Here is a 21,744-nt window from a genome sequence, read left to right as displayed (position 1 = left end):
GACATGCCGATCAAGACTCAAATCAAGCAGGCCAGTGGCTGGTTCTATTTCAAGTCGCCGCGCGGGCGCGCCGAGCTGCGCGGCGCCGGGGTGATCCTCATGCTGCACCGGGTGCTGGCCGATGACGCCAGCGCCGCCCTGCCCCATCGCAACGAGCTGTGCGTTGGCCCCCGGGCCTTCGAAGGGCTGCTGCGCTGGCTGCACCGCCATTTCGACTGCGTCAGCCTCATGGACCTGCTCAAGAGCCACGAGCAGCCCCGCGGCGATACCCGCCCCAAGGTGGCCCTGACCTTCGACGACGGCTGGCGCGACAATGCCGTCAACGCCTTCCCGTTGCTGCAGCGCCACCAGGTGCCGGCGAGCATCTTCCTGTCCACCGACTACATCGGCAGCCGCCAGCGCTTCTGGTGGGAGAGCGTCGGCGAGACCCTTTGGGGCAGCCATGGCGAGGACGCCCGCCGGCAACTGATCGAACGCCTGCGCAAGCTTGGCCGGCCATTGCCGGCGGCCTACTTCATGCACGAACACAGCAAGGCCCGCAGCCTGGTGCTGGCGCGCTACCTGCAGACCCTCAAGAGCCTCAGCCCCCAGGCCCTGCATGTGCTGACCGACGCCTGCCCGCCGGAGTCGCTGCCCCAGGCCATGGACTGGCAGCAGGTGCGCGCCCTGGAGGACTCCGGCCTGGTGCGTTTCGGCCCCCACGGCGCCAGCCATGCCCTGCTGCCCTACCTGGACGATCACCGCCTCAACGAAGAGCTGCAACGCAGCCACGCCGCGCTCAACGAAGGCTGCCGCGAACCGCTGCCGGTGTACTGCTACCCCAATGGCGACCATGACGAACGCGTGCGCGCGCGGGTCGCCGCGCACCGCTACCCCTACGCCCTGAGCACCCGCCCGGGCATCTGCCAGGGCCACGACGACCCGCTGGCGCTGCCGCGCATCGGCGTGAGCCAGCGCAATGCCAGCCGTCCTTCGCTGCTGGCCTGGCGCATCAGCCGCGGAGAACGCTGATGAACCGCAACAGCTACCTGTGCCACCTGGCGCTGAGCATGGGCACCAAGCTTGCGATGATCGCTCTGCGCCTGCTGCGCAACGTGCTGCTGGCGCGCATCCTCGGGCCCAGCGAGCGCGGCCTGTTCGCCCTGCTCAGCACCCTGCCCGACCTGATCAGCGCCGCCACCAGCGGCGGCCTGAACAGCGCGGTGGGCTACCAGGCGGCCAAGCAGCGCGACATGGGCCTGCTGCTGACCCAGGTGCTGGTCTACGGTTGCCTGCTGGCCGGGTTGTTGACCCTGGTCTGCGTGTTCCTGGTGCGCGAATTGGGCACCAATCTGGAAATTACCGTGCAATTGGGCCTGCTGGCCTGGCTGTTGCTGCTGGCGGTGCCGATGACCGTGCTCAAGAGCGGTCTGCTGACCCTGCACAACGCCAGCGGCGGTGTCGGCGCCTTCAACGCCCTGCGCCTGACCGAATCGCTGGCGCCGCTGCTGCTGTTTCTCGGGCTGTTCTGGATGTGGCGCGACGAGGCCCTGGAAGCCGCGCTGATCAGTTGGCTGTGCGGCATCGCCCTGGTGCTGGTGCTGGGCCTGTGGTGGCTGCGCCGCCAGCACCCGCTGGCCCTGCGCTGGGATCGCGGCGGGCAGCGCGAGCTGCTGAGCTACAGCGCCAAGAGCCACCCCGACCTATTGTTCCAGCAGGTGATCCTGCGCTCGGACTACCTGTTCATCGGCGCCATGCTCGGCAGCACCGCCCTGGGCCACTACGCCATGGCCAGCGCCGCCGCCGAACTGCTGCTGATCGTCCCCGAGGCGGTGACCACGCCGCTGATGAAACGCCTGCTGCAGCAGGACGCCGGCATGGAGCGCCTGACCCCCCTGGCGCTGCGCCTCACGGCCACGGTGATGCTCGGCGCCTGCCTGAGCATGGCGCTGATCGGCCAGTGGCTGATCGTCACCCTGTTCGGCGCTGACTACGCGCCGGCCTATCCGGCGCTGCTGGCCTTGCTGCCGGGCCTGCTCGGCCTGTGCTACGCCAGCATCCTGCGCCTGGACCTGCTGGGCAAGAACCGTCCCGGCACGGTGTCGCTGCTGATGGGCGCGGGCGCCGCGCTGAACCTGGTGCTCAACGTGGCGCTGATTCCGACCTGGGGGATCGTCGGCGCGGCGGCGGCCTCATCCATTGCCTACCTGGCAGTCACCGTGGCCATGCTGGTGCTGTATTGCCGCCTCAGCGGCGTGCCGCTGGGCCAGACCCTGATCATCCTGCCCGCCGACCTGGCGCCGCTGCGCCAGATGCTGCAACGGAGGGCGGCATGAAAGCCCTGCTGCTGTGCTCCACGCTGTTGGCGCAGACAGCGCTCGCCGCGCCCGTGCAATGGGGCGAGATCCGCGATGGCAGCCTGTACCTGCTGCCGGCCCGCGCCGACGAGCTGCGCATCCAGTGGCGTCCGGCCTGGCAGGCCGACGCCAACCCGGAGCGCCTGTACCTGCTGGATGGACAGGGCCGGCTGGCCGGCGAGCGGCGCATTGACGCCACGCAGGTGCGCGGCGAGCAGCGCTGGCCGCTGACACCGGCTGGCGGCGCCTATCGCCTGGAAGTGCCCGGCTACAGCTTTCGCGACTACCGTATACAGCACGACGCCAGCACCCGTGCACTGTTCGCTCCGTCCAAGGTGCACTTCAGCGCCGAGGTCGGGCCGGGTGTCGAGCTGTACTTCCGGGTCAAGGCCGGCGAACGGGCGGTGCTGGCCGGCAAGCACCATGGCGGCGTCCACGGGCTGTTCGCCGAACGCCTCGGCGACGGCCGCCGCGTGCAGTTGCCGCTCAAGCCCTACCGTGCCTACTGGCGCTTCGACCAGTTGCCACTGCCGGTCAGTACCCGCGACGAGACCTGGCGCCTGGGCCTGCAGGGCAGCGGCAAGGCGGCATTCTGGCTCGACGGCACCACCAATCTGTTCGCCCAGCGTACTGACGACCTGGGCGACCTGCCCCAGCAACCAGGCCAGGTGCGCCTGGCCCTGGGCAGCAAAGTACTCGGCCCCACGCCGAGGCTAGGGGTGGCCCTGCCTTATGTGCTGCCGCCGGCCTCGAGCTTTGCCGCCCTGGATGCCCTGCGCCCCCAGGCCGCCGGTTTCTACAGCTTCGTCGACGTGCTGCAACGGCAACCCGACTTCGAGAACACCTGGCGCAAGCTCTACCAGGAACGTTTCGGCATCCTCCAGGACATCACCCTGCTGGCCGGCAGCGCCCGGGTCGCCGACCTGCGCAGCGACCGCACCAGCAGCGATGGCCTTGACGCCTGGCTCGAGGCGACCAAGGCCCTGGGCGGCAAAGGCACCCACTACCTGGCCTTTGCCGACGAGCCCAACCTCAACTATCGCGACTACGCCAGCTACCGCGACTTCTTCCAGGCCATGGCCAGGCGCGTGCGCGAATACCCCGGCGCCCACGAGGCCGGCGTGCGCATCGCCATGCCGGCTTCCTCGCGCCTGCTCGGCGGCCCCTTCACCGACGATGGCAAGCAACGCCGTGGCATCGACTGGGCACGGCGCCTGCTCGCCGAACAGGGCGCGCAGATCGACGCCCTGGCCTGGCACGAATGGATGGTCCGCGACCTGCTCGCCACCCGCAGCTACCGTGACAGCGTGCGCCAGGCCGCCGAGCTGGTCGGCCTGGACGGCCAGGGCCGGCCGCGCAAGGCGCTGCTGCTGGACCAGACCAACCTGTCCAGCGGCTCGAGCCTTAGCCCCTACGAGCAGAACACCCACTACGCCGGCCTGTGGTGGACGTCGGTGGTGATCAATGCCGCCGGTGATGGCTTGCTCGACATGCTCAACTGGTTCCATGTCGCCGACGAGCCCGAATGGCCCAAGGGCATGCTGCGCGATGCCGGCGACCAGCGCTACGAACTCAAGCCGGTGGGCCTGGCCCAGCAGTTCATCCAACGCCACTGGCTGGACCAGGTGCTGGCCCTGGACAACGACGCTTTCGAGGTCGACGCCCTGGCCATGGCCCGTCAGCACCAGCGCAGCCTGTTGGGAGTGAACAAAGCCGAGCGCCTGCAACAGGTGGCGCTCACCTTGGGCGACTGCCCATCCGGCCAGCTCGAACTGTTCGGCCCCGACAACCAGAGCCGCCGCGCCAGCTTCAGCTGCGCCGATGGCCAGGTCCGTTTTCAACTGCCAGGGCAGACCGTGTTCGCCCTGACCTGGAGCGCGTCATGAGACGCATCTCGCTCAGCCATGCCCAGGAGGCACCATGACTGCATTTACCAAGATCCAGGACCGCATCAAGCGCAAGGGACTGCGTGACACCCTCGGTAGCGCCTTCCGGCACTACGTCTTCTACCATTGGGAACTGCTGTGGATGGAGCGCGACCTGGACAGCCCGGTACCGCCGCACCGGCTCAAGCCCTACGGCACCTTGCGCGTCGAAAGCATCACCGTGCATAACGTGCAGGCCTTCGCCCGCCATTTCGGCGACCGGGTCGAGACCATGCGCGAACTGGCCGCCGAGGGCCACACCGGGTTGATGTTCCTCGACGACGACAACGACGCCGTGGCGTTCATCTGGGGCAGCAACCGCCACTACCACGACCGCCACTACTACGGGTGCTGGTTCCCGGTCGGGCCAGGCGAGTTCTTCGAGTTCGGCGGCGAGCTGATCCGCAAGTACTGGGGCACCGAACTGTCGGTGGACCTGCAGCTGGCATTGTGGAAGGCCATGGCCGCCCAGGGCTGCACCAAGGTGGTGGACGTGTGCGAACAGCACAACATCCCGGCGCTCAAGCTGCACCTGCGCATGGGCTACCAGGAACAAAAACGGATCACGAACGTGTACTGCCTGTTCGGCCGCTGGAGGCTCTACCGCGAGAGCCGCTACACCACCTCGCGCCTGGAACCGCTGCGCAAGCCTGAGGTCCCGGCCTCATCGGCCTCGGCGGGCTGAATTTATGACCCTGCAGCTCAGCTGGTGCGCCTCGCTGCGCAGCGACGACTTCCCCGCCGCCGACTACGAGGCGCTGCGCAGGCGCCTGCCCGGCAGCACGCCGTTCAACCACCTCGGCTGGCTGTGCGCCGCCGAGGCCGCCCTGCTGCCCGGCCAGCAGCTCGGCGTGCTGCTCGGCTACCAGGACCAACGCCTGTGCCTGTGCCTGCCCCTGGTCCGCGCCCGGGAGCCCTTCGGCCCGCTATTCGCCCCGGTGGTGCGCCACCTGGGCTATCCGCTGAACGACCGTATCGCCCTGCTCATCGACCTGCCGGCGCTATACGCCGACCAAGTCCTGCAGGCCATCCGCAAGCACCTGCCCCATGCCCTGCTGCAACTGAACGAGGTGCCCGACAACGCCGAGCACGAAGGCTGGCTGCGCCAGTGGGCCAGTGCCAGTTCCACCTGGCAGCAGCGCCTGACCTGCCGCGTGCCGGTGCACCGCATCAACGAACAGGATCGCCAGGAGGTCAGCGGCGACCCGCGCTACAAACTGCGCCGCGCACGCAAACGGATCAAGGCCTGTGGCGCCAGCGTGCGTCGGGTCACGGCCAGCGCCGAGAACATGAGTGAGCTGCTCGACGCCATCAGCGCCGTCGAGGCCGCAAGCTGGAAAGGCGACGACGAGGTTGGCATCTTCTCCGGCCCCCTGCGCCGCCAGTGGATGTACCAAGCCTTCACCGCGCTGGCTGGCGAAGGCCTGGTGTGCCTGGTGCTGCTGGAGCTGGACGGGCGCTGCATCAGCTACCGCCTGGGCCTGGTGGAGCGCGGCCGGATCTACGACTACAACCTCGCCTTCATGCCCGAACACCGTGACTTGGGCAGCGGCCGCGTGCTGCTGGAGGAGTGGATCCACTGGGGCCTGGACGCGGACTGGAAATGGATCGACGCCTCGCGGGTCAGCCTGGACAACTCCAGCCACCAGCTACACGAACGCATGACCGGCCAGCTCGAACAGTGGCGCCTGAGCAGCTACAGCTGGCGGCCCGACGGCGTGCTGCTGGGCCTGGCGCAGCGCTGCTGGCGCTGGCTCAAGCCGCGCCTGCGCAGACGCTCGCCGCGCTACGAAGCCGATGTTGTCGCCCCCACCCCGCCACAGGAGCGCCCGGATGCCATCCCAGGTCATAGTCAACGCTGACGATTTCGGCCTCAGTGCCCACACCAACGCGGTCATCCTGCACGCCTTCCAGGCCGGGCTGATCAGCTCGGCCACGGCCATGGCCAACATGCCAGCCTTTGCCGCCGCCTGCGCGCTGGCCCAGCAGCCACTGCTCAAGGGGCGTATCGGGCTGCACTTCAACCTCACCTACGGCCGGCCGCTGAGCCAGGCGATCCTTGCCGAGCCACGCTTCTGCACGCCCCACGGCGAGTTCGACCTGCGCCTGAAGCAACGCACCCTGCGTCTGTCGCGCCGGGAACGTGCCGCGGTGGAAGCGGAACTCGAGGCCCAGTGGAAACACTGCCTGGACCATGGCCTGATGCCCAGTCACCTGGACTCGCACCAGCACGTGCACAACATCTGGCCGGTGGGCACCGTCGTCGCCCGCTTCGCCCGCGACCAGGGCGTGCCGGTACGCTTGGCGCGCAACCTCGGGCACAACATCGGACCGGCCAAGCGTGCGTTCAAGACCCTGCTCAACTGGCGCCTGCGTCAGCTCGCCGGGAGCACCGCCGACTTCGTCTGCACCCCGGCCGACCTCAAGGCCGGCCTGGCCCCCGCGCATGGCGTGCTGGAGCTGGTGGCCCACCCCAGCGCGCTGGGCGGGCATGACTTCGGCGATGCCTACCTGGCCAGCGGCGAGTCGCTGCTGGCACTGGTCGAGCAGCGCCTGGGGCAGGTGCCACGGGTGGGGTATGCGAGCCTGGGCGTAGACGAAGCGAGCTAACGCCCCGGTGGGCGATGCCGCCGTTCGTGGTTGTCGGCCAGCCAGCGGCGCAGCGCCTCGGCCGGCATCGGCCGCCCGAGCAGGAAGCCCTGGCCCTGGTCGCAACCGGCATGGCGCAGGAAATCGTATTGCTCCTGGGTTTCGATGCCTTCGGCGGTGATGCGAAAACCCAGGGCATGGCCCAGGTCGATGATCGCCCTGGCGATGGCCACCGCGTCGTCGTCCCCGGGCAGATCCTTGATGAAGGCACGGTCGATCTTCAGATGATCGATCGGCAGCGCGCGCAGATAGGCCAGCGACGAATAGCCCGTGCCGAAGTCGTCCACCGCCGTGGCCACGCCCATGGCCTGCAACTGCGCCAGCACCGCGCAGGCCTGCTGCTGGCTTTCCATCAGCAGGCTCTCGGTGATCTCCACCTCCAGCAGGTTGGCCGGCAGGCCATGGCGTTCCAGTGCCGAGGCCAGGCTGGTGACATAGTCGCTGCGTTCGATCTGCAGGGCTGCGACGTTGATCGCCAACGGTCCGGGCAGGCCATCGCCGGCACGCCATTCGGCCAGCTGCGCGCAGGCCAGCTCCAGCACCCGCTCACCGAGCGGAATGATCAGCCCGGTGCGCTCGGCCAGGGGTATGAACTCCCCTGGCGAGACCAGGCCATGCTCAGGGTCACGCCAGCGCAGCAGGGCCTCGACGCCCTCCAGTTGGCCGCTGAACAGATCGACCTTGGGCTGGTACCACAGCTCGAATTCGTTGTGTTCCAGGGCCCGGCGCAAGTTGCGCTCCAGCTCCAGGCGCTGCTGCAGGCGCTCGGTCATGTCCGGGTGATAGGGACGCCAGGCATCGCGCCCGGCTTCCTTGGCCACGTACATGGCGGTGTCGGCATGGCGCAACAGGCTGTCGGCGTCCTCGCCATGCTGCGGACACCAGGCCAGGCCGATGCTGCCGGTGACCAGGGCGGCATTGCCGTTCAGGTCGAACGGCCGCTGCAGGCAGCGCAGCAAGGCACGGACCTGGTGGTTCACCTGGCCCTGGGCACCTTGCAGCATGAACACGAACTCGTCACCGCCCAGACGGCAGAGGCGGTCCTGGCTGTCCAGCTCCTGCAAGAAGCGCGCGGTCGCCTGCTGCAGCAACAGGTCGCCCATCGGATGGCCGAGGCTGTCATTGACCTGCTTGAAGCCGTCGATATCGAGCATCAGCACCGCCAGCCCATGCCCCTGCAGGATCGCCGTGCCCAACTGCTGCTGGAACAAAATCCGGTTAGGCAGCCCGGTGATGGTGTCGTAGTGGGCCAGGCGCTCGAGCTGGGCCTGGTAGCGCTGCAGCTCGCGGTTGCGCTGTTCGAGCAACCGCTGCTTGCGGTTGAGCTGGGCGACGAACAGGCTGAACAGCCCCGTGCAGCTCAGGGCGAACAGGAACAGCGGCGAGCCGAACAGGTCCAGCCCCGACCAGCCGCCCCGAGGCACGGCCACCAATTGCCAGGCACCGCCCGGCACCGCCACGGTCATCATCACCTGCGGCGCCTCGAACAACCGTGGATCGCCCCAGATCAGCGCACCTTCGGCGCCCTTGCCGTCGCTGCCACGCACGGCCAGCTCGAACTCGGTGTCCAGGCGCAGCCCCGCGGACAGCAGCAGGCGGTCGATATCGGCGACGATCGACACATTGCCCCAATAAAACCGCACACCCCGCTTGCCGGTGACGAACACCGGGCGCCGGTAGATCAACGCCCGACCGCCCTGGTACAGCTGCAGGGGACCGGCCAGCACCGGCTGGGCATGGTCGCGGGCCGATCGCACCAGCGGGAACTGGTCCGGCAGCTGGCGGTAATCCAGCCCGATCAGCCGCTCGTTGCCCGCCATCGGGTAAACATCTCGGATGACATCCCCCGGGGCCAGGGCGATATGACGCATGTAGGGCACAGCGCGCAGGGCATCACGGGCCATGCCGTGGAAGTGCGCCTCACTGATGCCGCCATCGGCGGTGATCAGCTGGGCGATACCCTCGGCTTGGCCAAACGCCGCGCCCAGCTGGGCTTCCAGCGCGCCACGCAGGCCCGCCAGCCGGGCGGCGAGGTTGCCCAGTTGCTCAGTGCGCTCGCGCTGTGCATCCAGATGCCCCAGGGCGACCGAGAGGCCGATCCCCACCAGGGCGAGGCCGACCGGCAGCAGGCGATTGAGCGATTGGCGCAACGTCCCTACTGGCGCTGGCGTGGGTTCTTGAGAGTGCTGGGGAGTGATCATAGGCAGGCGATGGCAGTCGATTACGCATTTATCGGCGCTGCGCGGCCAATATTGAGGTTCGTTTTGCCGGTACAACCATGTACCACCGGCAGCTCCGTCACGGCTGCTCTGATGTGCGCTTTGCAAGGAGCCACAGATGACAGCGAATATCCCCCACTCACACCATGCCCTTGTGCAACGCCAGCTGCCCGTCTGGGCCCGGGAGGCCAGCGCAGGGCACTGGCAGCAACTGAGCGACGCCATCCTGCCGGCGCAGGGCCTGCCCGGCGCCGAGGCGGCCTGGTTCGCCAATGCCGCGCCGCACCTGCGCGAAGCGGTCCAGACCAGCCAGGTACGCCTGATGCGGGCGCAACGCGCGATGGCACGGCACCTGCGCGGTTTAAAGAACATCAACGAATTCGCCGAGCCCCTGCTCACCGAACGCTTGCGCACGCAACACGGACTCAGTGCGCCACTGCGTAGTACATCACTGGTCTGGGTGAAGCACCTCTACAGCTTCCAGGTCTACCTCACCCACCACGAACACCGCAGCCTGCTCGAAGCCGCCTTGCACAATTTCAGCGACACCGTGACCTTCAGCCGCGACAGCGCCCTCGCCCTGGACAGCGACTGGCATGTCAGCCAGACCGTGATCACGGGCAAGACGACCCTGGGCGACAGCGAGACCGAAGTCGACATCGACCTGCCTTCGGAGCAGATCCGCATCAAGCCCCTGGCACTGACACCCGAAGTGTTCGCCAGAACCTGTCGCGATTTGGACCTCGGGCAGGCTTACCAGGATCACCTCGATACCGCCTTCGCCGCGTCCGGCGTGCGCCCGGCGGCGCTGCGCGTTCACCAGGACAGCCTGCGTCTGGCGGCTGACCTGGCGCGAGTCCGCAACCGCCTCAGTGGTGCGGGATGGGATGCGCTGCAGACCTTGCCGGAAAATGGCGAAGCATTGCCCTGCAGCCAACTGAGCCTGTTCGGCATCACCCTGCACGAGGCGACCCTGATCGATACCGGTACTTCAGGCATCGTGTTGTACCTGCCGGGACAGACAGACAGCCTGCGCGCCTTCGACAACCTCGAAGCGCTGCATAGCCAGTTGCGCAGCGACTTGCAGCAGGAGCCGTTTCGCCAAGGTTTCATGGTTTATGTGCCAAGCGAGCAGCAGGGCCAGTTCGCCAGCCGCCTGCGCCAGAATGCCGGTGGCGACCTGCATTTGCGCCCCCTGCCCATCGCCGCAGACCTGTTCGACTTCCTCCACGACGACCACGTGGCACGCCTGAAGCACGAAGCCCGGCAACTGGCCGTGCCTACCGCGCAGGCCGACGAACAGGCGCTCAAGACGCGCAAGGCCCTCTGGGCCAGCGCCGGTCTCGACATGCTGATGATTGCCGGCATGTTCGTCCCCGCCTTGGGCACGGTCATGACCGCGGTGATTGCCTACCAACTGCTCGATGAAGCCTACGAAGGTTATGAGTCCTGGCAGGTCGGTGACCGCGCGCAGGCCATGGCCCACCTCAGGTCGGTAGGCCTGAACCTGGCGCTGATCGGCGGGCTGCATCTGGCCGGCAAGGCCATGTCACGCCTCGCCAGCAGTCCACTGATGGAAAGCCTCGAACCCGTCACCCTCGAAGACGGCAGCCAGCGCCTGCGACGCGTCGATCAGCGTGACGAGAGCATCCTGAAGAACGCCCTGAAGGGGCTGTATCTCCCCGAGCAAGCCAGCCTGCTGAGCGAGCGCCTGATCATCAACGCGATGCCACAGCTGCCTGGTTGGCCGGAGCAACTGCGCCTGGAACTGCGGGCCGCGTCCCCCCAAGGCCCGCTGTTGCTTGTCGCCGGTGGCCAGGACACCAGTCGTGTCTGTACCGTGCTCAAGTCAGCCGAGGGCTACGAAGCCTACCTTGGCGAACGACCAGCCCCTCTACAACAAGACCACGATCTCTGCCGTGCGGTCGTGCAGGCGCTGTCTCCCAACGACCGTGCAGCCCTGGGTCTGACGAGCACCAATGGCGATGGGTTGCGCCAACAGATCAACGACCTGGCCCGCTCGGACCCTGCCATGGTCCGACGTCTACTGACAGACTCGGCGCCAGGTTGGGGCAACCGCGGCCAGTTGCGCGGCGGCATGGACGAGCCTGCGCCACCCGCTCGGCGTATCGATGTCGGCACGTTCTGGCGCCGCTACCGAGCGCTCTACCCCGAGTCCGCCGATTTCCAGGTCAACGAGCAACTGAGTCAATGGTTCGAGGCTGGCCTGGATCCCATGCAGCAACTCACCGAACTGGAGCAGCAACTGCTGGCGTTCCGTGCCCGGGTACGTGCCTGGGCAGGTGAGAGTCCGCTGCGCCAGGCTGCCGCGCGCAGGCTGATGAGCAACTGGCAACGGATATCGGAATACTCACAGGAAGAAGGCCAGCTCATCCACATGATCAACCTGGCCGACCTGGGGCTGACCAACGATGACCTCGCCTCGCTGGCGCTGCCTGACCGCTTCACCCATATCCAGCGGATCGACCTGGCCGCGAACCCCGCCTTGAGCGAACTGCCCGCAGAGTTCCTCGAACGGTTTCCCCAGTTGCAACGCCTGCACCTGACAAACTGCGGCTTCGAGCAGATCCCTGCGGTCGCCATGCCACACACATTGGAATGGCTTGATATGCAAGGCAACAGCATCCTCTGGAACGACGCCAACCAGGTTGCTCTGGATCGCCTCGACAATCTTCGCCTGCTGGACCTGTCGCACAATCCACTGGCCCGCAGTCCTGACCTGAGCCGGCAGAATGCGCTGGACATGCTCAACCTCAACAGTTGCGAGCTCACCGACTGGCCCCCCGGCATCCGTAGCGATGACGATTGGCGCCCCGTCGTGTTCGATCTACGGGACAACCGCTTTACCCAGTTGCCGGACAACCTGCAATTGTCTCGGATCGCGGCCCAGGCGCTGTGGCTGGAGAGCGCCGAACTCAGCGAACGCGTCACCCAGCAGATCCAATCCTACTACGAGCGAAATAACATCGATCTGCTGGTGGCCGACGCCGATTATGAAGAGATGCTGGCAGACACCGATGTCGACGACTGGACTATCTGGAACGATCTGCCCCTGCAGTATCGTCGTGAACTGCGTGGACTGCAGGACTTGCCGGACTACACTCAGCCGCGGCTGTGGCGGCGCCTGCGCACGTTCGCCGACCCGCGGGCCATGGATTATGGCTTGTCGATCGGCGCGATGAGGCTGCTGGACGACGAGGTGTTCCCGCCGCCTTTCGAGGAATGACCGCCAGCGGCTGCGCCAGGCTGGCAATTTTCAGCCGGTCGGCGCATGCTCGCAAGCTGAAGCGTTTCATCATCCGGATTTGAGAGGTGCAGTACCCATGGACCGTCTGCTCGATTCGCTGTTTCCCGCCCCCGAGGACATCCCCGAAGCCTGGCGCCTGGGCGCGCCGCTTGAGCAACGCGACTACCTGGTGGGTGGCGAGCTGCGCCGCTGGGACGGCCCGCTGGCCACCGTGCGCAGTCCGGTATGGCTCAAGGAAGGCGACAGCAAACGCCAGGTGATCCTAGGTAGCGCCCCGCTGCTGGATGCCGACACCGCGCTCACCGCCCTCGACGCAGCTGTGGCCGCCTACGACAAGGGCCGCGGCGCCTGGCCGAACATGCGCGTGGCCGAGCGCATTCAGCATGTCGAAGCCTTCCTGGCGCGCATGCGCGAGCAGCGCGCGGCGGTGGTCAAGCTGCTGATGTGGGAGATCGGCAAGAACCTCAAGGACTCGGAAAAGGAGTTCGACCGCACCTGCGACTACATCGTCGACACCATCGACGCGCTCAAGGACCTCGACCGCCGCTCCAGCCGCTTCGAGCTCGAACAGGGCACCCTGGGGCAGATCCGCCGGGCGCCGCTGGGCGTGGCGCTGTGCATGGGCCCGTACAACTACCCGCTCAACGAGACCTTCACCACGCTGATCCCGGCGCTGATCATGGGCAACACCGTGGTGTTCAAGCCGGCCAAGTTCGGCGTGCTCTTGATCCGTCCGTTGCTCGAGGCCTTCCGCGACAGCTTCCCCCCGGGGGTGATCAACGTCATCTACGGGCGCGGCCGCGAAACCGTCAGCGCGTTGATGGCCAGCGGCAAGGTCGACGTGTTCGCCTTCATCGGCACCCACAAGGCCGCCAGCGACCTGAAGAAACTCCACCCGCGCCCGCACCGCCTGCGCGCGGCCCTGGGCCTGGACGCCAAGAACCCCGGCATCGTCCTGCCCCAGGTCGACCTGGACAACGCCGTCGAGGAGGCCGTTACTGGCGCCCTGTCGTTCAACGGCCAGCGCTGCACGGCGTTGAAGATCCTCTTCGTGCACGAGGACGTGGTCGATGCCTTCCTCGACAAGTTCCAGCGCAAGCTCGCCGCACTCAAACCGGGCATGCCCTGGGAGCCGGGCGTTGCGCTGACGCCGCTGCCGGAGCCGGGCAAGGTCGACTACCTCGACGGCCTGGTGGCGGACGCCACCGCCAAGGGCGCGCGAGTGCTCAACGAAGGCGGCGGGCAGAGTCGAGGTTCGTTCTTCTACCCCGCCCTGCTCTACCCGGTCAGCCAGGACATGCGTGTCTACCACGAGGAACAGTTCGGCCCGGTGGTGCCGGTGGTGCCCTACCGCGACCTGCAGACGGTGATCGACTACGTGCTCGACTCCGACTACGGCCAGCAACTGAGCCTGTTCGGCAACGACCCCGAGACCGTCGGCGCCCTGGTCGACACCTTCGCCAACCAGGTCGGCCGGATCAACCTCAACGCCCAGTGCCAGCGCGGGCCGGACACCTATCCGTTCAACGGCCGCAAGAACAGCGCCGAGGGGACCTTGTCGGTGCATGATGCGCTGCGGGTGTTTTCCATCCGTACCCTGGTGGCGACCAAGTTCCAGGAAGCGAACAAGGAGCTGATCAGCGAGATCATCCGTAACCGGCAGTCGAGCTTCCTGACGACTGATTACATTTTCTAAAGCTTCACGCACTTCCCCTGTAGGAGCGGCCTTGTGTCGCGAAAGGGCTGCGTAGCAGCCCCGGCGATTGATGCATCAACATCAAATCCTGGGGCCGCTACGCGCCCCTTTCGCGACACAAGGCCGCTCCTACACCGACCGCATCAGCCACAAAACAGGTTTTTTATAGACAATCGATATAACTCGACTGTCGATTTTCCATCCGCCTAGACGACTCTAATCACCAGGCTGTTGCAAACAACAACCCACGTGAAAGGAGCTTACGCAAATGGCAGTCAAACCCATCCCCGAAGGCCAGCACAGCATCACCCCCTACCTCGGCATCAGGGAGGCCGCCAAGGCCATCGAATTCTACAAGCAGGCCTTCGGCGCCATCGAGATGTTCCGCCTCGAAGGCCCTGACGGCAGCGTCGGCCATGCCGAGCTTAAAATCGGTGACTCGTCACTGATGCTCGGCTCACCCTGTGACATGGAGGGCGGCCTCAAGCCCAGCGAGGACATCAAGGTCCCAGGGGTTGGCCTGCACCTGTATGTCGAGGACTGCGACAATGTCTATGCCCAGGCCCTGCGTGCTGGCGCGACACAAGTGCGCGCAGTGCAGGACCAGTTCTATGGCGACCGCAGCGGCACCCTGATGGATCCGTTCAACAACCTGTGGTTCGTCTCTACCCACAAGGAAGACCTCACCCCCGAGGAAATCCGCGCCCGCGCCGCTAAACTGTTCAGCGGCCAGTGAGCGGCGGGCCCCAGGCCGCGAGCTTCAAGTTGAAAGCCATCGCGCTTTGCTGGAAGCTTGAGGCTTGTAGCTTGGAGCTGCCTCTCAATGCGTATCATCGAAAAATCTGGCGCGCAGGTGCGCAGCCTGACCCTGGCCGAAGAGGAACTGTTGGCCAGTTTTGCCACCGGCACCCTGGCCGGCCCCCGCCTGCTGCAGGCCAACCAGTGGCTGATGAAGGTGCGCAGCGCCAACCAGTGGCTGGCCTGCGATTGCCGCCAGGATGCCCTGCCGGTGCTCAATGTGTCGCTGAACGGCAACACCGGCACCCTGTTCCTGCGCAACAATCCCGATACCGCCGAACATACCCCGGGCTGCCCGTTCAGCAAGGACGAGCGCGAGACCGGCGCAAGCGCCGAGGACAACACGCCTCCCGCGGCCTGGCTGGCACCGGATGCGCCGCTGCGGCTGCTTGGCGACTACCGCCGTGCCAGTGATGGCGAAACGACCGCCGGACCACGCGACCCCGGCGAGCGCCGCGAGCAGCAGCGGCTGCTGTCGTTGCTGCTGACCTGGATCGAGGCCAGCGGCCTGAACGTCTACGCCACCCACCTGAAGAAGGATCTCACCGCCCAGTTCGCCGAGCTGCGCGGCGTCGCCAGCCGCTATCCGCTGCTGGAGCGGGTGCCGGCCAGCAACTACCTGGAAACACGCCTGGACATGAAGCACATGATGATGCTCAAGGCGCGCCTGCGCGAGGCCACGGTGTTCGGCAACCATCGCCGCCATGGCCTGCTGCTCGACTGCGTCGACCAGATCAAGGGCCGCAAGCTGTTCAACAACCGCAGCGAGGACGGCTTCGACTTCCAAGGTCATCACCATTACTGGGGCGGTAACCGCGCCTCAGGCCCCTTGCTGGCCCTGGCGCTGTACTCGCCGGCCACCGCCGGCAGCCATTTCTACGAGCTGATCCATGTGGCCAGCGTGCCGGTGCTTTCGCGCGCGCACCTGTTCCCGGTGTACCGCGACGAAGAGCGCGAGCCGCTCAAGGCGCTGGTGTCGCTGATCGACTGGATGGCGAGCAAAGGGGTGAAGGTACTGATGCGCCGCCCGGTGATCGGCGGCCAGGTGATGGACGAGCTTGTGCTGACCTCGGACCAGGACCGGGTGCTGTCGGTGTCGTTGCTGGAGCAACCGATCGGGCCGGAGCCGGATGCCGAGAACTTCAAGCGCTACGCCGACTTCAAGAGCCTGGAGACCTTCCGCAAGTACGTGGCCGGGTTCTTCATGCGCGAACGCTGAGCAAGCCCCATCAGGGTCGTTTTTCGCGACCCTCGTGGAAACGGGCTTGCCCCGCGATGACGCGACCGGACTAGAACGCGGCCTTGAAGATCGCCTCGATCTCCACCTGGCTGGCCACCCGCGGATTGGTCAGCCCGCAGGCATCCTTCAACGCATTGGCCGCCAGCACCGGCACATCCTCGACCTTGGCCCCCAGCTCCGCCAGCCCGGCCGGTATGCCGATGGCCGCCGCCAGGTGCTCGATGGCCGAGATCGCCGCCCCGGCGCCCTGCTCCGCGTCCAGCCCGCAGACCTTCACCCCCATGGCCTTGGCCACGTCACGCAGGCGCGCGGCGCTGACCTTGGCGTTGAAGCGTTGCACATGGGGCAGCAGCACCGCGTTGCACACGCCATGGGGCAGGTCATAGAAGCCACCCAGCTGGTGCGCCATGGCGTGCACGTAGCCCAGCGAGGCGTTGTTGAAGGCCATGCCTGCCAGGAACTGGGCATAAGCCATGTTCTCCCGCGCCACCAGGTCGCCGCCGTCGGCAACCGCCTGGCGCAGGTTGTCGCTGATCAGGCTCACGGCCTTGAGCGCGCAGGCGTCAGTGATCGGCGTGGCGGCGGTGGAGACATAGGCCTCGATGGCGTGGGTCAGCGCGTCCATGCCGGTGGCGGCGGTGAGGCCCTTGGGCATGCCGACCATCAGCGCCGGGTCGTTGACCGACAGGATCGGCGTGACGTTGCGATCGACGATGGCCATTTTCACGTGGCGCGCCTCGTCGGTGATGATACAGAAACGGGTCATCTCGCTGGCGGTGCCCGCCGTGGTATTGATAGCGATCAGCGGCAGCTGCGGCTTGGCCGAGCGATCCACACCTTCGTAATCGCTGATATGCCCACCGTTGGTGGCGCACAGGGCGATGCCCTTGGCGCAGTCATGGGGCGACCCGCCCCCCAGCGAGATCACGCAGTCACAGCCCTCGCGACGCAGCATCGCCAGACCCGCCTCGACGTTGGCGATGCTCGGGTTGGGCTTGGCGCCGTCGAACACCCGCGAATCGATGTCGCGCATGGCCAGCATCCCGGCGATGCGCTCGGCGACGCCGGCCTTGGCCAGCCCGGCATCGGTGACGATCAACGCCTTGCGCAGGCCGTAGCCCGCGATCGCGGTCATCGCCTCCTCCAGGCAGTCGATGCCCATGATGTTCACGGCGGGAATGAAGAACGTGCTGCTCATGGCCGGATCCTCTCAAGCTGACGGTAGGCTTTGAGCATCCGCCGAATTGGGCGTGGGCGCGTTGATCCAGGGCAAACCTACCCCATGAACAGCCGATACGCCGGGTTCTCCGTCTCGTCCCAGTACTGATAGCCCATCTCGTCCAGCGCCCGCGGCAGCCCGGCCAGCTCGTCGTCCGGCACCTCCAACCCAGCGAACACCCGTGCCTGCGCCGCGCCGTGGTTGCGGTAGTGGAACAGGCTGATGTTCCAGCGCTTGCCCAGGCGTTCGAGAAAACCCAGCAGCGCCCCAGGACGCTCGGGGAACTCAAAGCGCAGTACCCGCTCGCCGCCGCCCGGCGCCGCGTGGCCGCCGACGGTGTGGCGCACGTGCAGCTTGGCCAGTTCGTTGTCGGTCAGGTCGAGCACCTGGTAGCCCTGCTCGTGCAGGCTGGTTAGCAGTTGCTCCCGTGGGTCGTGCAGGGGGTGGGTCTGCACACCGACGAACAAGCGCGCCTCCTTGCCCGGGTAGTAGCGGTAGTTGAACTCGGTGATCTGGCGCTTGCCCAGGGCCAGGCAGAAGGCGCGGAAGCTGCCGGGGCGCTCGGGGATGGTCACGGCGATGATCGCCTCGCGCTGCTCGCCCAGCTCGGCGCGCTCGGCCACATGGCGCAGGCGGTCGAAGTTGACGTTGGCACCGGAGTCGATGGCCACCAGGGCCTGGCCCTGCAGGCCCTCGCGGGCCACGTAGCGCTTGATGCCGGCCACGGCCAGGGCGCCGGAGGGTTCGGTGATCGAGCGGGTGTCGTCATAGATGTCCTTAATCGCCGCGCACAGTTCGTCGCTGCTGACCGTCACCACCTCGTCGACGAAGTGGCGGCACAGCTCGAAGCAGTGCGCGCCGATCTGCGCCACCGCCACGCCGTCGGCGAAAGTGCCGACCTGCGGCAGGATCACCCGCTCGCCGGCGGCCATGGCGGCCTGCAGGCAGTTGGAGTCTTCCGGCTCGACGCCGATCACCTTGACCTCGGGGCGCAGGTACTTGACGTAGGCGGCGATGCCAGCGATCAGGCCGCCGCCGCCGACCGGGACGAAGATCGCATGCAGCGGGCCGGGGTGCTGGCGAAGGATCTCCATGGCCACGGTGCCCTGCCCGGCGATGACGTCAGGATCGTCGTACGGCGGCACGAAAGTCGCGCCGTCGCGATCGGCCAGTTGCAGGGCATGGGCCAGGGCGTGGGGGAAGCTTTCGCCGTGCAGCACCACATGGCCACCCCGTGAACGCACGCCTTCGACCTTGAGCGAGGGGGTGGTGGTGGGCATGACGATGGTGGTCTTGATGCCCAGGTGCGAGCCGGCCAGGGCCACGCCCTGGGCATGATTGCCGGCCGACGCGGTGATGACGCCGCGCTCGCGCTGGGCGCACGTCAGGCGCGACAGCCGGGTGTAGGCGCCGCGGATCTTGAAGGAGAACGTCGGTTGCAGGTCTTCGCGCTTGAGCAGGACCTGGTTGCCCAGGCTGGCCGACAGGGCCGGCGCCGCTTGCAAGGGGGTTTCGATGGCCAGGTCGTACACCGGGGCCGAAAGAATCCGGCGTACTTGCTCGGACAGCAGTTGCTGGGGCGTTGCCGGGGTACGCAGGGTGGCGCTGAAGCTGGTCATCGATGACTCCTGGTTTTTTGTAGTGCCCAGGAGTCAGAGAGAAGAAACCCGCCTCCAGGGCGGGTTCAGTGCATGTGTGCGCTAGCCCGCCAAACTGATAATGGCGGTAATAATGCTGAGGGCGCGACGCTGCGGGAATAGGTTCATGGGGTGGGAAACTAGCGTGTGGCGTGAGAAGAAGTCAAGGCTTGGTGTTACCTCCCTTGTCTTCCCACGCAGCCCCCTGCTCTGTTGTAGATGAAACACAACCGCAGATACGACGAAAAACTACACAATTGATAGTCATTCGCCATTAACTCGTTCTCGGAAGCACCCGCCCGGGGGTAGAATGCCGCAAAACCGGGAGCCGCGATGAACCAGGACCGCCACATTCCAAGCGAAGAAGATGCCATCACCGATGCCGCCGCGCATTGGTGCATGTGCCTGCACGCCGACGACTGCACGGCGGCCGAGCGCGAGGCATTCGGCCAATGGCTGGCGAGCGACCCGCGGCATGCCGAGGAATACCAGGCAATGCTGGAAATCTGGGACACCGCCGACCTGCTGCCGCGCAGCGCCCAGGTGATCCCGCTAGCCACCCGGCCAGCGGCGCCGACGCGCCACTGGCGGCCGTTCGCCTCCGCCGCAGCCATCGCCCTGCTCGCCCTGCCCCTGGCAGGCTGGGTCGGCTGGGAGCAGGGCTGGCTGCCCAACGGCTACCAGCACTTCGAAGCCACCGACCATCTGCGCCAGGTGCGTCTGAGCGACGGCAGCAGCGTCGAGCTGAACCTCCACAGCGAACTGCGTTTCCTCAACTACAAGGACGAGCGCAAGGTCACCCTGGTCAAGGGCGAGGCGTTCTTCAAGGTTACCCACGACAGCAGTCACCCGTTCATCGTCCACGCCGCCAACGGCCAGACCCGTGTCACCGGGACCCAGTTCAACGTGTGGAAGTACGAGGACCAAGTCAAGGTGACGCTGGTGGAAGGCTCGGTGCTGGTCAGCGCCAGCGGCAACGCCGGCGGCTATCGCCTTGGCCCGGGCATGCAGGCCAGCTACCACAAGGGTGACTTCGAACCCGAGCTGAACCAGAGCGACGACTACGGCAACAGCCTGGCCTGGCGCAGCGGCAAGCTGGTGCTGGACAACCTGAGCCTCGGCCAAGCACTGCCGGTGATCAATCGCTACCTGGACAAGCCGCTCATGCTGGCCGACGACAGCACCGCCAGCATCCGCATCAGCGGCGTCTACAGTACCCGCGAGGTCGCCCGCCTCGTCGACACCCTGCCCAAGGTGCTGCCGGTGTACCTGACCCGCAGCAAGGACGGCAGCACCGTCCTCAACCGCATCGTCCCTGCGCCGACCCGCGGCTGAAACCCCGATCTGGGGCCGCAGGGCGGCCCCCGGTGATATCAGGACAAGTCGCCGATCACAACGTCATCGCCGCCAACCAGCCAAACGCCAGCAACGGCAGGTTGTAGTGGATGAACGTCGGCACCACGGTATCCCAGATGTGGTGGTGCTGCCCGTCCACGTTCAGCCCCGAAGTCGGCCCCAGGGTCGAGTCCGACGCCGGCGAGCCGGCATCGCCCAGCGCGCCTGCGGTACCGACGATGCACACCGTGGCCAGCGGATCGAAGCCCAGTTGCACGCACAGCGGCACGAAGATCGCCGCCAGGATCGGCACGGTGGAGAATGAAGAGCCGATGCCCATGGTCACCAGCAACCCCACCAGCAGCATCAGCAGCGCACCGACACCTTTGCTGTGATCGATCCACTGGGCCGAGGCCTCCACCAGGCTCTTCACTTCACCGGTGGCCTTCATCACTTCGGCAAAGCCGGACGCGGCGATCATGATGAAGCCGATCATCGCCATCATCTTCATGCCTTCGGTGAACAGGCTGTCGGTGTCCTTCCAACGCACGATGCCCGACAACGAGAAGATCAGGAAGCCGACCATCGCGCCGATGATCATCGAGTCCAGCCAAAGCTGGATGATGAACGCGGCACCGATCGCCACCCCAGCCACCAGCAGGGTCACTGGGTTGTACTGCACACTGACTTGCTCGACCTGCTCGATGCGTTCTAGGTCGTAGTCACGTTTCTTGCGGTAGCTGAAGCACACTGCCAGCAACAGGCCGGCGAGCATGCCCGCCGCCGGGATGGCCATGGCGTGGGTCACGTTGACGCCGCTGACATCCACCCCGGCGCGGCTGACATTGGCCAGCAGGATCTCGTTGAGGAAGATGTTGCCGAAGCCCACCGGCAGGAACATGTACGGGGTGATCAGGCCGAAGGTGATCACGCAGGCGATCAGCCGGCGGTCGATGCGCAGGCGCGTCAGCACATACAGCAGCGGCGGCACCAGCAAGGGAATGAAGGCAATGTGGATCGGCAGGATGTTCTGCGACGACACCGCCACCACCAGCATCAGGCCGACCAGCAGCCACTTGACCTTGCCACCGTCGGCATGCCCTTGGCGATCGATCATCGCCAGGGCCCGGTCGGCCAGGGCGTGGGCCAGTCCGGACTTGGCGATGGCCACCGCGAAGGCTCCAAGCAAGGCATAGGACAAGGCCACCGTGGCACCGCCACCCAGGCCACCGTTGAAGGCCTTGAGCGTGCCCTCGATACCCAGTCCACCGACCAGGCCTCCGGCCAGGGCGCCAATGATCAGCGCGATGACCACATGCACGCGGGACAGGCTCAGGATCAGCATGAGCCCGACCGCGGCAATCACTGCATTCATGGTGTGCGAACCTCGTTACGACAGACAAAAAGCGGGCATTCCGGCGA

At 66.6% G+C, this 21,744-nt stretch carries 15 protein-coding genes; 11 read left to right on the top strand and 4 right to left on the bottom strand.

All coding sequences use genetic code 11. From position 1 onward, the window contains the following. Positions 1 to 3 precede the first annotated feature (3 nt). From AC25ND_RS08880 to AC25ND_RS08855, 6 genes are read left to right on the top strand one after another with little or no spacing between them, the layout of a single operon-like run. Positions 4 to 1,011: a polysaccharide deacetylase family protein gene (locus AC25ND_RS08880; RefSeq protein ID WP_028689469.1), complete on the top strand. Its 1,008-nt coding sequence runs from the start codon at positions 4 to 6 to the stop codon at positions 1,009 to 1,011. Continuing rightward, positions 1,011 to 2,315, top strand: coding sequence for an oligosaccharide flippase family protein (locus tag AC25ND_RS08875; RefSeq protein ID WP_028689468.1), 1,305 nt, complete (start codon positions 1,011 to 1,013; stop codon positions 2,313 to 2,315). The genes AC25ND_RS08880 and AC25ND_RS08875 overlap by 1 nt, the downstream gene beginning before the upstream one ends. Continuing rightward, positions 2,312 to 4,222, top strand: a complete 1,911-nt coding sequence (locus tag AC25ND_RS08870) for a hypothetical protein (protein WP_280092258.1) — start codon at positions 2,312 to 2,314, stop codon at positions 4,220 to 4,222. Before AC25ND_RS08875 ends, AC25ND_RS08870 begins: the two co-directional genes overlap by 4 nt. 34 nt (positions 4,223 to 4,256) lie before the next feature. Next, entirely contained in the window at positions 4,257 to 4,946 is a 690-nt protein-coding gene (locus tag AC25ND_RS08865; RefSeq protein WP_088852069.1) for a GNAT family N-acetyltransferase, read from the top strand. Positions 4,947 to 4,950: 4 nt separating this feature from the next. Next, on the top strand, positions 4,951 to 6,123 hold the full coding sequence (locus tag AC25ND_RS08860) for a GNAT family N-acetyltransferase (RefSeq protein ID WP_486976237.1): 1,173 nt from the start codon (positions 4,951 to 4,953) through the stop codon (positions 6,121 to 6,123). After that, positions 6,095 to 6,871 (top strand): ChbG/HpnK family deacetylase, encoded by a 777-nt coding sequence (locus tag AC25ND_RS08855; protein WP_028689464.1) that lies wholly within the window; start codon positions 6,095 to 6,097, stop codon positions 6,869 to 6,871. Before AC25ND_RS08860 ends, AC25ND_RS08855 begins: the two co-directional genes overlap by 29 nt. Here AC25ND_RS08855 and AC25ND_RS08850 read toward each other — a convergent pair. Continuing rightward, entirely contained in the window at positions 6,868 to 9,111 is a 2,244-nt protein-coding gene (locus AC25ND_RS08850) for a putative bifunctional diguanylate cyclase/phosphodiesterase (protein WP_069017689.1), read from the bottom strand. The two genes, AC25ND_RS08855 and AC25ND_RS08850, sit on opposite strands and share 4 nt — an antisense overlap. 136 nt (positions 9,112 to 9,247) lie before the next feature. On the opposite strand from AC25ND_RS08850, the gene AC25ND_RS08845 reads away from it, so the two are divergent. The 4 genes from AC25ND_RS08845 (at position 9,248) to AC25ND_RS08830 (ending at position 16,110) form a co-directional block, all read left to right on the top strand. After that, positions 9,248 to 12,376: a dermonecrotic toxin domain-containing protein gene (locus AC25ND_RS08845; RefSeq protein WP_280079956.1), complete on the top strand. Its 3,129-nt coding sequence runs from the start codon at positions 9,248 to 9,250 to the stop codon at positions 12,374 to 12,376. 97 nt (positions 12,377 to 12,473) lie between these two features. Beyond that, on the top strand, positions 12,474 to 14,093 hold the full coding sequence (locus AC25ND_RS08840) for an NADP-dependent glyceraldehyde-3-phosphate dehydrogenase (RefSeq protein ID WP_028689461.1): 1,620 nt from the start codon (positions 12,474 to 12,476) through the stop codon (positions 14,091 to 14,093). 268 nt (positions 14,094 to 14,361) lie between these two features. Next, positions 14,362 to 14,829, top strand: a complete 468-nt coding sequence (locus AC25ND_RS08835) for a VOC family protein (RefSeq protein WP_236180639.1) — start codon at positions 14,362 to 14,364, stop codon at positions 14,827 to 14,829. Positions 14,830 to 14,916: 87 nt separating this feature from the next. Beyond that, on the top strand, positions 14,917 to 16,110 hold the full coding sequence (locus AC25ND_RS08830; protein WP_028689459.1) for a hypothetical protein: 1,194 nt from the start codon (positions 14,917 to 14,919) through the stop codon (positions 16,108 to 16,110). A 70-nt stretch (positions 16,111 to 16,180) separates the two neighbouring features. Here AC25ND_RS08830 and yiaY read toward each other — a convergent pair whose 3' ends face one another. Continuing rightward, positions 16,181 to 17,329 (bottom strand): L-threonine dehydrogenase, encoded by a 1,149-nt coding sequence (gene yiaY, locus AC25ND_RS08825; RefSeq protein ID WP_028689458.1) that lies wholly within the window; start codon positions 17,327 to 17,329, stop codon positions 16,181 to 16,183. A gap of 77 nt (positions 17,330 to 17,406) precedes the next feature. Further along, positions 17,407 to 18,969: a threonine ammonia-lyase, biosynthetic gene (gene ilvA / locus AC25ND_RS08820; protein WP_486976236.1), complete on the bottom strand. Its 1,563-nt coding sequence runs from the start codon at positions 18,967 to 18,969 to the stop codon at positions 17,407 to 17,409. A gap of 351 nt (positions 18,970 to 19,320) precedes the next feature. Here ilvA and AC25ND_RS08815 point away from each other — a divergent pair, with 351 nt between their 5' ends. Continuing rightward, the gene (locus AC25ND_RS08815) at positions 19,321 to 20,322 is read left to right on the top strand and encodes a FecR family protein (RefSeq protein ID WP_486976235.1); all 1,002 of its coding nucleotides are present in this window, start codon (positions 19,321 to 19,323) and stop codon (positions 20,320 to 20,322) included. A 55-nt stretch (positions 20,323 to 20,377) separates the two neighbouring features. Here the strand turns inward: AC25ND_RS08815 and AC25ND_RS08810 are convergent, their stop codons facing one another. Next, on the bottom strand, positions 20,378 to 21,697 hold the full coding sequence (locus tag AC25ND_RS08810; protein ID WP_028689455.1) for a Na+/H+ antiporter family protein: 1,320 nt from the start codon (positions 21,695 to 21,697) through the stop codon (positions 20,378 to 20,380). Positions 21,698 to 21,744: the final 47 nt, after the last annotated feature.

The organism is Pseudomonas sp. P110(2024) (assembly GCF_057480795.1).
Note: the sequence above shows the minus strand (reverse complement) of the source record. Positions and strands in the feature narration are given on the sequence as shown.